Source organism: Curtobacterium sp. MCLR17_051 (genome assembly GCF_003234395.1).
Classification (GTDB): domain Bacteria; phylum Actinomycetota; class Actinomycetes; order Actinomycetales; family Microbacteriaceae; genus Curtobacterium; species Curtobacterium flaccumfaciens.
Genome location: NZ_QKTA01000004.1, coordinates 143,701 through 156,707, shown reverse-complemented (window position 1 = coordinate 156,707; position 13,007 = coordinate 143,701). Strand labels below are relative to the sequence as shown.

Sequence of the window (13,007 nt, the reverse complement as noted above, 5' to 3'; positions counted from 1 at the left end):
CCGCAGCGAATGTCTGACACGGATCCCTCTCCGCTCGGGGACTACCTGCGCGCCCGTCGAGCACTCCTGAAGCCCGAGGACGTAGGCCTCAAGAGCCTGAACGTGCGGCGAGTCGCCGGGCTGCGCCGGGACGAGGTGGCTCAGCTGGCCGGCATCAGCCAGGAGTACTACTTGCGGCTCGAACAGGGGCGCGACCGTCAGCCCAGCGGGCAGGTCATCGAAGCGCTCGGTCGGGCGCTACAGCTCGACGACGGTGCCCTTGAATACCTCCGGCGCCTCGCCCGTATAGCGTCCGGCGAGCACAAGCATCAGACCGAGCCGGAGATGGCAGACCGGATCGAGGAGGGGCTCCGGGCGCTGCTGGCGCAGTGGACCGACACACCCGCATACATCATGGACGGCAATCAGGACGTCATCGTCGTCAACGAACTTGCGACCGCGATGACCGGCGGCGGACTCGCAGAGGGCGTGAACCTGCCCCTAGCGGTCTTCACCCCGGAGGCACGCCTGGGCTTCGAGGACTGGGACGAGACCGCCGCGCGCACCGTCGCCACGCTGCGGTTCAACAGTGACCCGTTCGACCGTCGCCTACAGGAAATCGTCGGTCTTCTGTCCGTTCGAGACGCCGACTTCAGACGTCTCTGGGCTCGCCATGACGCTCACCCGCATCATCTCGGACCCGTGCGGCAATTCGTTGCGGGGTTCGGTTTCGTGACCCTGGACTGTCAGACGCTCCTGGTCCCTGGCGGTCGCGGCCACGTCCTCGTCGCGTTCAACGCCACACCCGCTACCGAGGGTGAGACCGCTTTGAACACACTCCGACGGCAAGAGGCGATTTCACGCGACACGGCTACTACGGGCGACGCGGCCCCGTACGCGCCGATTCGTAATGCGGTCTTGGGGAACGAGAGAACTACTCTCGATCACGTCGACGCTATTGCCGGCTAGTGCTCGCTGATCTGCGCCGCGAATAGCCGAACGAGTTCGTGCGTTCGATACCGCACATCGTGCAGAGGCTCGATCATTCCGAGGTCGGCAAGACGGTCGAGAATGCCGACGGTCTCAATCTCGGCTAGCCCGGACGTCACGGCGACATCCGCGGCATTGAACGATGCCGAACTCTCGCGGCCGATGGCACGGAATGCTTTCCTCTCTTGCTCGTCGAGCAAGCGATAGGACCGGTTGATCGAACTCGAGACGCTGAGGTCTCCGGCGACGAGTGCCGCGAGCCGGCCGGTCTCCGGGCGGAGTCGTATCAGGAGATCCTCCGCGTTCATATGCGGGTAGGCGAGGAGGCGGTCCGCGACGATGCGGAGCGCGAGGGGCAAGCCCGCGCACAGCCGCGCAAGCTCTGCGAGTTCCTCGTCGCCGACGCTCCCGGCCGGAGCGGTCATCCTCAGCTGTCTGGCGGACTCGCTCTCCGGCAGCGGTTGCAGTACGACTCGTGAGGTCTCGGCGCCGATGAACCGTCGACGGGTCGTTGCGATGACCGCCCGTGGCTCCGCGGCATCGATCACGCGCAGCTGCGCTTCCGCGCTGACGTCCTCGAGATGAACGACTGTCGGGTGGTCCGCGCACCAACGCACCCAACTGTCCATGGCGGACGACGGGGTCCATGGAATCGTATTGACACACTGACTGAGCGCGATCCGAAGGATCGCGAACAGGGCCTCTGGGCTGTCATCGAAATCGGCGAGGTCGACGAACACTCGATGGCCGTCGGGGAGGACGGTCGCGGTCGCCTCGACGGCGAGTGCCGACTTCCCGACGCCTGGCAGGCCGGAAATCACCGCGGTGGAAGGCTCGTCGCCCTGGAGGAGCCGCGCGAGTTTCGCGATCTCCTCCGACCGTCCGACCAGACTCGTCGCGCGCGCAGGAGGGATTCCCTGATCGGGACGGCCCGCACCTTCGAGCAGAGCCGCCCAGAGCCACGCCCGTTCTTCCTCGTCCAAGTCCATCCCTTTGGTGAGCGCCTCGAGGGTTCGTGGATGTGGGCGTGCGCTCCGGCCGCGCTCGAGGTCGCTGATGGCTCGAATGCTGACGCCCGAACTGGCTGCCAGTCCTTCGAGCGTCATGCCGGTGCTGATCCGTAGCGACCGGAGCCGGTCGGCGAACGATGTGGTCATCTGGTTGGGTCCTCGCCGGCAACACCGCCGCCGCCGACCTTCCGCATTCGCACGCGGGCGGTCGCTGTCCGTTCAACGGGACGGACGACCCTGACGCGGGGTTCCGGTCGCCCGACGGAGCCGATCTGAAGCACCTCAGAGCCACCGAACGCGCGTTGCGTAGCGGACACGGTGTCACTCATGCCGATGACGTTAGGAGTTGGGTGGCCCGCGTCCCCACGACCGGAACGTCAGCTTTCGCTACAATCCCGCCATGACTGTTGACGGTCCGCATCGAGTCGTTGTCCTCGCGCAGGACGGGGCGTACCCGTTCGAGTTAGGGATTCCGTCCCGGGTGTTCGGTGCCACGGACGGCGCGTACGTGGTGGATGTGTGCACTCCGACCGGCGCACCGATCATGACCAACGCCGGGTTCTCGGTTGTGCCCTCCGTCGGGCCCGAGGCGCTCGGGCTCGCTGACACGGTCATCGTGACGCCGATCGATCCCTGGTCGCTGCGATCGGAACTCTCCGCCGAGGTGGCCGACGCGCTGGAGCGGGTGCGGCCGTCGGCTCGGCTTGTCTCCATCTGCACCGGAGGTTTCACCCTCGCGGCCGCCGGGCTGCTCGAGGGCCGCAAAGCCGCGACGCATTGGCAGTGCGCGCCGTTGTTCCGTTCGTGGTTCCCGCAGATCGAGTTGGACGAGAACGTCCTGTTCACGGGTGATGGCGGCGTCCTCACCTCAGCCGGAGCCGCCGCGGGCATCGACCTGTGCTTGCACCTCATCCGAGAGGACCATGGCGCGGAACTGGCTAATTACGCCGCACGGCGCTGCGTGGTGGCACCGCACCGCGAGGGCGGACAGGCGCAGTTCATCGAGCGTCCCGTTCCAGACGCACCTAACCTTTCGACCTCGGGCGCCCGCGCGTGGGCGCTCGAGAACCTGTCAGAAGCATTGACCACCGCGGCGTTGGCGAGGCGAGCGCACATGAGCGAGCGGACGTTCATGCGCAAGTTCGTCGCCGAGACCGGAATCCCTCCGCGCAAGTGGATCACGCAGCAGCGTGTCGTCGCGGCGCGGCGGCTGCTCGAGACCACCGACCTCAGCATCGACGACGTGGCGACCGCCGTGGGGTACTCCACGGCGACGTCGCTGCGTCGTCACCTCACCGCGCAGCTCGGCGTGGCTCCGAACGCGTACCGGCAGGCGCACAAGGTCATCAGCTGACGGCCGCTGCCGAGGATGCCACTTTCGCGCCGTGCCTGATGATGTGCGCCGCTCGCTCCGCGATCGCCAGAACCGTCGCGTTGGTGTTCGCGCTGACCATCTCCGGCATGACTGACGCGTCGACGACGCGAAGCGCGTGAACGCCGTTGACTCGCAGTTCCGGATCGAGCACTGCGTCCGCATCCGTCCCCATCCGCGCGGTGCCCGCTCCGTGCCAGTAGAAACCGGTCAACTCCCGAAGACGCCGTGCCAATGCCTCATCGGTGTCGGAGCCCGCGCCGGGCAAGACCTCGAACTTGGTGAACGGCTGGAGCTGGCCCGACCGGACCAGTCCCCGGACCAATTCGACTCCAGACTGCAGTCGCCGCAAATCCTCCGGCGCGCTGAGGAGACCGGGGTCCACGAGGGGTGGAACGACGATGTCCGCGCTGGCGATGGTGACCGAGCCGGTGCTCTCCGGACGTAGCACCGCCACTCCGACCGCCACTGCACTGCCGCCGTCCGGAGTGTCGTTCCGCATCACGAACAAGTGCAGGTCGGGCGTGGTCTGAGCGGCATCGCTGTAGACCAGCGCTCCGGCCTCGACCCGTTGGTCCTCCGATGGCACCGGCCGATTAGACGGGTACGCCATGATGACCAGCGGGTGGTCACGGAAGTTGCGACCGACCTCCGGACGGTCGACGACGACCGTCACGCCCAGACGGGTCAGCGCCTCCGCCGCACCGATCCCGGAGACCTGCAGGAGCTGTGGGGTGCCGATGACTCCTGCGCAGAGGATCACTTCCCGGTGCGCCACGACCGACTCGGTCGCCCCATGCCTGCTGAACTCGGCGCCGACGCAGCGCTTGTCGTCGTCGAACCGAAGCCGAGTGACCGTCGCGTCCGGGACGATGCTCAGATTGCGGCGCGAGCGCACATCGCGTGTGAGGTAGGCGTCCGCGACGGTCATCCGAGCGCCATCGCTGATCGCCAGAGGGAAACGTCCCACCCACGCGTTGCGGAGGTTTCCGAACGCCGAGATGGCGGCGTCGGTGAATTCGTTCTCGGGTTCTGCGCGGACGCGAAATGGACCGGTCGTGCCGTGGGTCGCCTCCGTCGTGTCCGGGGCGACTGCCTCCGCCTTCCGCAGGAAGGGAACCAGGTCGTCGAAAGTCCAGCTGATGGTCGCGTCTGACGGCCAAGAGACGAAGTCGCTTCGCTGCGGCCAGACGTGCATCATCGCGTTGATCACACTCGTACCCCCGACCGCCTTCCCCCGGGGATAGGCGATGGCACGCTCGCCTGCCCCTGACTGCGCGGTGGTGACGAACCCCCAGTCAAGTTCGGTCTGCGCGAGCGACCGCCACGTGTGGGGATCCGCCGCCGCACCGCCCTGCGAGTCGGAGCCCGCTTCGAGGAGAATGACGCGCACCGCGGGGTCCTCCGAGAGCCGCGCCGCCAGGACCGAACCGGCCGTCCCGGCTCCGACGATCAAGTAGTCAGTGGTTATCACGGCCATGCGCTTCCCTATTCGTGTTCACGTGCCGCCACGCCCCGAGGACGGCCGAGGTTGCACGACGCTTCAGTCCATCGGGCGGTGGACCCGACGACGCGACGCTAAGCAAAAGCGGCGCGAGCATCGTGTCCCCACTTGGGGCAGGCGAGCACCGTCCGAAGGCCCGGGCGGCCGCATAGGCTGCCGGCGTCGCGTCCTAGCCCGGTCGCATTGAAGGAGGTTCGGTGCCACCGTGGACGGCGAGAGTGCGCCCCCGGGATCTGTGGCGAATGTGAGGGCCAGCCACAAGTCGAGGGCGCCGAGCAGGAACTGATCCGGGTGCGCGCCGTGAGCGACTTCGGAGCAAAAGCACGAGGACGAGGACGAGGACTGGGAATACCTGACGCGTCAGGTAGTTGAGGAGCGTGTGGCTGAACGTCTGAATCGACAGCAATTGGACGCCTGGCAGCGCCTGCAGGTGGTGACCGAGCGCCTGAGGCGTGTGGTCGGCCGGGACCTCCGAGTGGACGCGGACCTCTCGGAAGCGGAGTTCACAGTCCTCGCGCACATCGTCGAGGCCGGGGGCGCCGCTCGTCCGGGCGAGTGCGCTCGGTCGATGGGCTGGGACTCGAGCCGCGTCGCCCATCAGCTCCGCCGGCTCGAAGCACGGGGGTTGGTGATCCGCAACGCCGGCACCCCAGGAGACGGCCGCGGTGCCGTCATCGCGCTGACCGAGTCGGGTCGCGTCGCGCACCGCGCCGCGGTGGGCCCGCATCTTCGTGCCGCGGCGAATTGGTTCGCTGACGCGTTGACGTCGGAGCAAATGGGCCACCTTGACGACGCCTTGATCTCGATCGCGGCGCATTTGGACCGGCTCAAGACCGGCGACGCAGACGGAAGTAGGGAATGAAGGAAATGACGAACCTCACCGATGAAGGCACCTGGGAGACCGCGCCTGCGGACCTGCGGGGGCGGACGGTGGTCGTCCTCGGCGGCAGCGGTGGTGTTGGCGAAGGTGTCGTCGCGTCGGCGCTTACCGCCGGGGCGACGGTGATCGCGACCGGTCGGGACCGGAGCCGCCTCGACGCGCTGGCCGCTCGGCTGCAGGCTGACGGGCTCGGGGAGAGACTCCAGACACGGCTGCTTGACGCGATGAGTGAGCACTTGGATTTGGACGTGGCGAACTTGGCGGGTGAGTTCGGCCCGTTCGACGGGGTCATCGTCTCGGTTGCGTCGTGGGGTGGACAGGGCCGGAAGGCAGCGTTGGACCTCACCGATCAGGAATGGCAAGACCTTCTCGACGGGAACCTGACGAGTGTGTTCCGCCTCTTCCGGGCGTTCCTGCCGCACGTCACTTTCGGCGGCGCGATGATGCAGCTGAACGGCTTGAGCGCGGACCTGCCGTTCCCGGGCAGCGCCGGGGTCGCGTTGAGCGCGGCCGCGACGAAGTCGTTGACTGTCACGCTGGCCGCCGAGCTGAACGGGCAGGGCCCGCGCGTCCACCAGCTCGTCTTGGGCGTTGTGCGCACCCGTGCGCGTCAGCGGGCGGGGATCGACGACCCTCGTTGGATCGACGCCACCCAGATCGGCGCCCACGTCGCGCACCTCGTCGCCGGCAGCAGCCCGCTGTCCGACGCCCCGCTGCAGTACTTCGTCGACCGTGCGACCGGCCCCGTCGCAGGCCAGACACGCTGATCGGGGTAGGACATGAGAATCGTCACGCCGACGGACGCCGCGTATGAGGGCGTGCGTCACGTCTACTCCGCCACCGGAAGCCCGGCGCGGGTGTTCTTGCCCGCGACGACGGCGGACGTGGCTGAAGCGCTGGCCGTCGCTCGTGCGGCGGACCGGCAGCTCGCCATCCGAAGCGGTGGCCACGGCATCAGCAGCATCGCGACCAACACCGGCGGCGACGTCATCGACCTGCGGGCGTTGCGCGACGTCGAGCACCTCGGCGGGCGCCGCGTGCGCGTCGGGCCAGGGGCCCGCTGGGGTACGGTCGCTCACGCGCTGAGCGGACTCGGACTCGCTATCAGCTCCGGCGACTCGGGAGACGTCGGCGTCGGCGGACTGGCCACCACGGGCGGCATCGGCCTTCTCGGACGTGCGCACGGCTTGACGATCGATCATCTGGTGCAGGCGGAGATCGTCACGGCGGACGGCGAGACGCACGTCGTCTCCCACCAGCATGAACCGGACCTGTTCTGGGCGGTCCGCGGGGCGGGCGCGAACGTCGGCATCGTCACGAGCTTCGAGTTCGAGGCGGCCGTCGTCCCTGCCGTCGTGCAGGTCACCGCCGTGTACCGGCCGGACGACGTAGCCGCGTTCCTCGTCCGGTGGGGGTCGATCGTCGAGTCGGCACCACGGAGCGTCTCCGCGTTCCTCTACCTCGGCGGTGGCGCGCAGGCATTCGCGCAGGCGACCATCGTGTTCGACGGTCAGGACGTGGACGCGGCCGGAAGGGCTGTGGGACCGTTCCTCGCGCTCAAGGGCTTGGTCGGCCAGCGCGGAGTCGTCACCCCGTACGCGAACGTGCCGCTCACAAGCGGCGCGGCGCACTCCGGCCAGCAGCGCGCGACCACGCACAGCGGACTGCTGACGCATCTCGATGGGGCAGCGGCGGAGCCCATCGCCGCCATGCTGGAGAATGGCAGCGCCGACATGGTGCAACTCCGCGCGGCCGGAGGCGCAATCAACGACGTGGCACCGACCGCCACCGCATACGCGCATCGGCACCAGAACATGTCGGTGACCGCGGTGTCTGTCGGCGGCGGACCTGCCTTCGACGCCGCGTGGGCGCCGGTTCACGAGCGCACGGACGGCATGTACTTGAGCTTCGAGAGCGACCACCACCCCGACCACGTCTCCGAGGCGTTCCCCGAGCCCACCCTGGGACGCCTGCGGGCCATCAAGTCGGTCTGGGACCCGGACGACGTCTTCAACCAGAACTTCGACGTGGCGGTCGTGACGAAGTGACCTTCTCGCCGTTGCGTTGAAAGCGCCGATCGATTCGGACAGGGCCGCCACGCGGCACAACCCCCGTCCCGAGCAAGGAGAACAACCAATGTGGGCGCGTCTCATCCTCAGCGTGGCCGTTCGCGCCTACTTCGCACGCACCCGCGCGTCGTACATGCGGCTTCCTCGCCCTGACGGTGTGAAGTTCGTGCGAGCCGACGGGCCCGAGCCCGTCTCGGTTCTCATCCTGGGCACGGACGCGGCCAGCGGTTGGGGTGTCCGCAGCCATGAACTGGGCCTTCCCGGTTTCTTCGCCCGCGCCCTTCGCCAGCGTCTGGGCCGTGGCGTGACGGTCGAACTCGCAGAGACACCGGCGGGCGTCGTCTCCGATCTCGTGCGACTGGCCGCGGCGAGGTCACAGTGGGAGGTGGACGCCGTCCTGATCGTCGGCGGCATCGCTGACGCAGCGCAGCTGCGAGACGCACGACAGTGGCGTTCTGGTCTGGAGGACATCGTCCGGATCTCTCGCTGCTCACCGTCATGCCCGAAAGCCTTCATCGTGGGGATGCCACAGCCGAGCGTCCTCCCCGGCTTCCGTTCCCGCCCGAATGGGTTGATCGACCGGCAGGCGGACACCCTGAATCGCGAGTCGGCGGATTTCTGCGCGCAGACCAGGCACGCGACGTATATCCCACCGCGAACCGGCCGGGACCGCGACGACGACCGACTGCGGTCGTCGAACGACTACCGGCTGCTTGGTACCCACGTCGCCGAGGCGGTCGCTTTCAGCTTCGAGTGACCGCGCGAGGGCGCGCGATCCTGCAGGCGCTCATCGGGCGGCCGGCCCTACGGAACGACGAAGGCGCCACCGGCGATCCCGCCGGTGGCGCCTTCCTCAGCTGAACAGACGAACGAACAGCTGTGTCAGTCGGGTCGGCCGTAGGTCTCCAAGAGACGCAGCCAGATCTCGTTCATCGTGGGATACGCGGGCACCGCGTGCCAGAGCCGATCGATCGGCACTTCGCCCGCCACCGCGACGGTCGCAGCGTGCAGCATCTCGGCGACGTCCTGGCCGACGAACGTCACCCCGAGCAGGACGCCGCGATCCTCGTCGACGATCATCTTGGCGCGACCGCTGTACCCGTCAGCTTGCAATGACGCGCCGGCCACGTGACCGAGTTCGTACTGCACGGCCCGGATCGTGAAGCCCTGCTCGCGCGCGGCCGCTTCGGTGAGCCCGACGCTTGCGACCTCCGGGTCGGTGAAGGTCACCTGCGGGACCGCGGCGTGGTCCGCGGTGGCGACGTGGGCACCCCACGGCGCGTCCTGCAGCGCGGTGCCGAGGTGGCGGGCTGCGATCGCCTCGCCGGCAGCGCGCGCCTGATACTTGCCCTGATGGGTGAGTAGCGCCCGGTTGTTCACGTCGCCGACCGCGTACAGCCAGTCGGTGCCTTCCACCAGCATCGTGTCGTCGACGTGGAGCCATTCCCCTGGCGTCAACCCGACCGCGTCGAGGCCGAGGTCCCGTGTGTGCGGTGACCGGCCGGTGGCGGCGAGGACTTCTTGCGTGACAACGGTGGTGCCGTCCTCGAGCTGCGCGGTGACCATTCCACTGTCGTCCCGCGACACTCGCTTCGGGGTGACGTCGGTTCGGACGTCCACTCCTAGTTCGCGCATGCCGACCGCGACGAGTTCGCCCGCGAAGGGCTCCATCCCTCCGAGCAACGTGTGGCGGGCGACGAGCGTCACCTTGGACCCGAGTGAGGCCCATGCCGTCGCGAGTTCGGTTCCTGCGACGCCGCCGCCGATGACGAGGAGGCTCTCCGGAACGGACTGTGCGCTGGTGCCTTCTCGCGTGCCCCAGGGCTTCGCCTCGGCGAGGCCGGGGACGTCCGGGAGGGCGTGCAACGAGCCGGTCGCGATGACGACGGCGGCGCGTGCGGAGTACGTGGCGCCGTCGACCTCGATCTGGTTCCTGCCAGTGATACGGGCGTGCCCTCGGATGAGGGGGATGTCGGCGGAGCGCAGCCACGCGACCTGCCCGTGGTCCTTCCAGTTCGACGTGAACGCGTTCCGGCGGGCGAAGACGCGCTCCGCGCTGACGGCACCGGTCACGGCCTGCTTGGCGCCGTCGAGGCGTTTCGCCGCTGCGAGAGCGTGTCCGCTTCGGAGGAGGGCCTTGGAGGGCATGCACGCCCAGTACGAGCATTCACCGCCGACGAGTTCCGACTCGACGATGGCGACGGAGAGGCCACGCTTGTGGGCGTAGTCCGCCGCGTTCTCGCCGGCCGCTCCTGCGCCGATGACGATGAGGTCGTAGGCGCTCTCAGTCATCGCTCCACGTCCGTGAAGAGACCGGTGAAGGTGCCGCCTGCGGACGCGAGCTGGCCGAAGAACGCGCCGCCGGGCTCGGACGCGACGGCTGCGGCGGCGTCGTCGTACGTCGCGAAGTAGAGGTCGAGCGTTCGGTGGGCGGGGGTGGGCGTGCCGTCTTCCTTCGGCCACACCTTGCCGGACTCGATTCGCTGGAGGGCCGGGATCTTGCTCGCACTCTCGAGCAGGGACGGGACGTGCTCCTCGAACGCGGAGACGTTCTCGGGGTTGTCGATGATGAGCGTGATCTTGGTGGTCATGATGCTTCCTTCGGTGCGTTCGTGCGTGTCGTCATTCGGGTTCGACCCGCGATCGGCACGTCGGGGTGCCGGTCGCCATGCTGATCGAAAGGGTTTTCGTCCGCCGGCGGCCAGGGGGCAGGGGGCCAGCGGCCGGCTGGCCCCCGGTTCTTCGGTCGCTAAGCGGGGTTCCGCTGCGGGCGAGACGACGAGTCGCCGTTCGCCGAGGCGAGAGCCTGGTATCGGTGATGCACCGGCGCGGCCAGGGACGCTCGCGCCTGACGGGTCAGGTCGTCTGCGAGCACCTCGTGAGCGTCGCTCTCCACCCCTCCGAGCACCGTTCGGACGACGTCGGCCGGATCGTTCTTCGGCATGTCGCCGGGCGTCATCGGAGTGTCCGTGAACGCCAGGTACGCGCCGACGACCTGCACGCCGTCGGGCGCGAAGTCCAAACGCATCGAGTCCGTCGCGGACCAGAGCGCCGCCTTCGACGCGCTGTACCCATTGCCGACCGCCAGCCAACTGAGAACGGACGCCACGTTCACCACGGCGCCGCGGGAGCGTCGCAGGGCACCCGCGAACGCCCGAGTGACCAGCAACGGTCCGAAGAAGTTGGTCTCCATCTGCTCGCGGACACCGCCCAGGTCGCCGTCGATGAGCGATCCCGAGCGGAGCACCCCGGCGTTGTTGACCAGGACGGAGACGTCGTCCGCCGCCACGGCGGCCGCGTGCACGGATTCCTCGTCCGTGACGTCGAGGCGCAGCGGCACCACCCGGTCGTCATCCCACTCTCGAGGGTTCCGCGCAGCCGCATACACCTTCGCGGCGCCACGCTTGAGCGCCTGCCGGACGAACTCGGTCCCGAGACCACCGTTCGCGCCGGTGACGAGCACCACGGCGTTGTTGATTGATGTCATTCGACTACCACGCTCTCTATCTGAATGGACACGATCAGCGGCTCCGGCAGGGCCTGGCCCGACTCGTCGCGCACGAAGATGCGGCGTTCGGTCGGCAGCAGCAAGCCGTCGAACCACGTCTGACCGGTCATGTACTCGACGCTCGGGGAGGCGCCTGCGATGTCGACCTCGTAGTCCCGTCGTCGAAGGACGCCGTCAGCGTCGGCGTAGAGGGTCTGCGTCGGCGTGTGCGTCGCGATCGATTCGGGGTAGGTCGCCCGGAGGCGGTCCCAGACCTCGCCGGTCGGCTCGGTCCACGTGCCCGCTTCTTCGACGGTCACGCCAGGGAAGGTGAACGACCAAGGTTCCGTGTTGTAGGTCCACATGGCGTACCCGGTGAAGTAGGCGAGCTGCAACCTGTTCCACGGCGTCTCGAGCACATGCCCAGCGAACGAAGCGCGTGGGTTTGCGAGTTTCTCGACGATCTCGTCACCATTCGGCGTGCTGCGGACGACGGCGACGTGGTCGCCGGTGAACTCGGTGCGGAGGTCGTCTGCGCCGAAGTGCTCGAGAGAGCTTCGCTGGCGACGTAGGTCGACCGTGAATCGTCCTTCCTCAGCGATTCCCGGCACCTGCTTGAGCGCCCAAAACGCACCACCGAAGTGACGGGTCGCGCTGATGCTGGACGCTTCTGCCCATCGATCACCGCCATGCGCGTCGACGATGCGGTCGAGTAGCGAGCTTGTGTTGCCCATCGCGTTACCCCCTTAGTCAGGCGGCGGTCGCCGTGGAGATGAACTCTCGGACCAACCGCGCCGCTTCCTCGGGGTACTGGAAGATCGACGCATGCGCCGCATCGGGAAAGATGTGCAGCTGGGCGTTGGGGATGAGCCCGGCGAGGGTGTGGCTGCCAGGAGTACGGATCATCAGATCGTCGTCGCCCTGCAGGATCAGCGTCGGCTGCCGAATCGCGGTGAGTCGTTCCAGCTTCGCGATGTCCGGCACACCCCAGTCGAGGACCGCGTCGTACTGGGCGTCTCGGACGGCCTGGGTGGTGGGGGCGTCGCGATCCGTCCGAGCGCTGATCCGCCCAAGGAACTCGACCCCGAGCGCCCGGCTGGTGTCCGTGTGCGCGAAGAAGATGTAGAGCAGGTTCTGCGGAGTCGGCACGTCGTGACGGGACTCACGTTCGATGTCCTCCCGCCAGCCGTGCATCTTCGGAGCGCCGGCGGGGCCCGTGCCGGCGAGGACGACGCTGCGGACAGCCCAGGGACGCAGGAGCGCGAGGTCCTGGGCGACGAACCCGCCAAGGGAGAACCCGAAGACGTCGAAGGTGCGGATGCCGAGCGCGTCGATGAACGCCAGCAGGTCGCGTGCCATCTGCGCCACGGTCGACGGCACGGTGCCAGTCGACGCTCCGACTCCGGCGTTGTCGACGAGGATCACCTCGCGCTCGGCGGCGATGCTGTCGACGAGGGCGGGGTCCCAGTTGTCGAGATTGCCGCGGAAGTGCATGAGGAAGACCATCGGGACGCCGTCGGGGCTGGACCCGAAGCGGCGGTACGCGTAGCCGACTCCGTTGGCGGCGGTCACGGCCTCGGTGGCGACGGTCACGGTGGTGGCGGTTGTCGGGGACTGTTCGGTTGTGCTCATCATGCGCTCCCTGCGACGAAGCCAGCCCGGATGGCCGACTGCGTGCTCGACTGTAGGGAGCGAATCCGGGTTCAGCGTGCTCCC

Annotated in this window: 13 protein-coding genes; 6 read left to right on the top strand and 7 right to left on the bottom strand. The window is 68.2% G+C overall.

Annotated elements, in window-relative coordinates; all coding sequences use genetic code 11:
- Positions 1–9: 9 nt before the first annotated feature.
- Positions 10–948, top strand: coding sequence for a helix-turn-helix transcriptional regulator (locus DEJ06_RS06020; protein ID WP_181436696.1), 939 nt, complete (start codon positions 10–12; stop codon positions 946–948).
- Here the strand turns inward: DEJ06_RS06020 and DEJ06_RS06015 are convergent.
- Positions 945–2,126 (bottom strand): helix-turn-helix domain-containing protein, encoded by a 1,182-nt coding sequence (locus DEJ06_RS06015; protein ID WP_111038725.1) that lies wholly within the window; start codon positions 2,124–2,126, stop codon positions 945–947. The two genes, DEJ06_RS06020 and DEJ06_RS06015, sit on opposite strands and share 4 nt — an antisense overlap.
- 253 nt (positions 2,127–2,379) lie before the next feature.
- Here DEJ06_RS06015 and DEJ06_RS06010 point away from each other — a divergent pair, with 253 nt between their 5' ends.
- On the top strand, positions 2,380–3,333 hold the full coding sequence (locus tag DEJ06_RS06010; protein ID WP_111038724.1) for a GlxA family transcriptional regulator: 954 nt from the start codon (positions 2,380–2,382) through the stop codon (positions 3,331–3,333).
- Here the strand turns inward: DEJ06_RS06010 and DEJ06_RS06005 are convergent.
- Entirely contained in the window at positions 3,326–4,831 is a 1,506-nt protein-coding gene (locus tag DEJ06_RS06005; RefSeq protein ID WP_111038723.1) for a GMC family oxidoreductase, read from the bottom strand. The genes DEJ06_RS06010 and DEJ06_RS06005 overlap by 8 nt on opposite strands.
- Positions 4,832–5,234: 403 nt before the next feature.
- Here DEJ06_RS06005 and DEJ06_RS06000 point away from each other — a divergent pair, with 403 nt between their 5' ends.
- The 4 genes from DEJ06_RS06000 to DEJ06_RS05985 all read left to right on the top strand — a co-directional run bounded on the left by DEJ06_RS06000 (position 5,235) and on the right by DEJ06_RS05985 (position 8,561).
- The gene (locus DEJ06_RS06000; protein ID WP_111038722.1) at positions 5,235–5,717 is read left to right on the top strand and encodes a MarR family winged helix-turn-helix transcriptional regulator; all 483 of its coding nucleotides are present in this window, start codon (positions 5,235–5,237) and stop codon (positions 5,715–5,717) included.
- 5 nt (positions 5,718–5,722) lie between these two features.
- Entirely contained in the window at positions 5,723–6,502 is a 780-nt protein-coding gene (locus tag DEJ06_RS05995; RefSeq protein ID WP_181436694.1) for an SDR family oxidoreductase, read from the top strand.
- 12 nt (positions 6,503–6,514) lie between these two features.
- Positions 6,515–7,783: an FAD-binding oxidoreductase gene (locus tag DEJ06_RS05990; protein WP_111038720.1), complete on the top strand. Its 1,269-nt coding sequence runs from the start codon at positions 6,515–6,517 to the stop codon at positions 7,781–7,783.
- Between the two features lie 112 nt (positions 7,784–7,895).
- Positions 7,896–8,561, top strand: a complete 666-nt coding sequence (locus DEJ06_RS05985; protein WP_146245797.1) for a GDSL-type esterase/lipase family protein — start codon at positions 7,896–7,898, stop codon at positions 8,559–8,561.
- Between the two features lie 125 nt (positions 8,562–8,686).
- Here the strand turns inward: DEJ06_RS05985 and DEJ06_RS05980 are convergent, their stop codons facing one another.
- The 5 genes from DEJ06_RS05980 to DEJ06_RS05960 form a co-directional block, all read right to left on the bottom strand.
- The gene (locus DEJ06_RS05980; protein WP_111038718.1) at positions 8,687–10,096 is read right to left on the bottom strand and encodes an NAD(P)/FAD-dependent oxidoreductase; all 1,410 of its coding nucleotides are present in this window, start codon (positions 10,094–10,096) and stop codon (positions 8,687–8,689) included.
- Positions 10,093–10,395, bottom strand: coding sequence for an EthD family reductase (locus tag DEJ06_RS05975; protein ID WP_111038717.1), 303 nt, complete (start codon positions 10,393–10,395; stop codon positions 10,093–10,095). Before DEJ06_RS05975 ends, DEJ06_RS05980 begins: the two co-directional genes overlap by 4 nt.
- A 158-nt stretch (positions 10,396–10,553) precedes the next feature.
- On the bottom strand, positions 10,554–11,291 hold the full coding sequence (locus tag DEJ06_RS05970; RefSeq protein WP_111038716.1) for an SDR family oxidoreductase: 738 nt from the start codon (positions 11,289–11,291) through the stop codon (positions 10,554–10,556).
- Positions 11,288–12,025 (bottom strand): hypothetical protein, encoded by a 738-nt coding sequence (locus DEJ06_RS05965; protein WP_111038715.1) that lies wholly within the window; start codon positions 12,023–12,025, stop codon positions 11,288–11,290. Before DEJ06_RS05965 ends, DEJ06_RS05970 begins: the two co-directional genes overlap by 4 nt.
- Positions 12,026–12,041: 16 nt before the next feature.
- Positions 12,042–12,923, bottom strand: coding sequence for an alpha/beta fold hydrolase (locus DEJ06_RS05960; RefSeq protein ID WP_111038765.1), 882 nt, complete (start codon positions 12,921–12,923; stop codon positions 12,042–12,044).
- Positions 12,924–13,007: the final 84 nt, after the last annotated feature.

Coding starts and splice junctions, on each gene's coding strand:
- DEJ06_RS06015 (WP_111038725.1), bottom strand. CDS start 2,126: ATGACCACATCGTTCGCCGACCGGCTCCGGTCGCTACGGATCAGCACC.
- DEJ06_RS06020 (WP_181436696.1), top strand. CDS start 10: ATGTCTGACACGGATCCCTCTCCGCTCGGGGACTACCTGCGCGCCCGT.
- DEJ06_RS05980 (WP_111038718.1), bottom strand. CDS start 10,096: ATGACTGAGAGCGCCTACGACCTCATCGTCATCGGCGCAGGAGCGGCC.
- DEJ06_RS05990 (WP_111038720.1), top strand. CDS start 6,515: ATGAGAATCGTCACGCCGACGGACGCCGCGTATGAGGGCGTGCGTCAC.
- DEJ06_RS05960 (WP_111038765.1), bottom strand. CDS start 12,923: ATGAGCACAACCGAACAGTCCCCGACAACCGCCACCACCGTGACCGTC.
- DEJ06_RS06005 (WP_111038723.1), bottom strand. CDS start 4,831: ATGGCCGTGATAACCACTGACTACTTGATCGTCGGAGCCGGGACGGCC.
- DEJ06_RS05970 (WP_111038716.1), bottom strand. CDS start 11,291: ATGACATCAATCAACAACGCCGTGGTGCTCGTCACCGGCGCGAACGGT.
- DEJ06_RS05965 (WP_111038715.1), bottom strand. CDS start 12,025: ATGGGCAACACAAGCTCGCTACTCGACCGCATCGTCGACGCGCATGGC.
- DEJ06_RS06010 (WP_111038724.1), top strand. CDS start 2,380: ATGACTGTTGACGGTCCGCATCGAGTCGTTGTCCTCGCGCAGGACGGG.
- DEJ06_RS05975 (WP_111038717.1), bottom strand. CDS start 10,395: ATGACCACCAAGATCACGCTCATCATCGACAACCCCGAGAACGTCTCC.
- DEJ06_RS05995 (WP_181436694.1), top strand. CDS start 5,723: ATGACGAACCTCACCGATGAAGGCACCTGGGAGACCGCGCCTGCGGAC.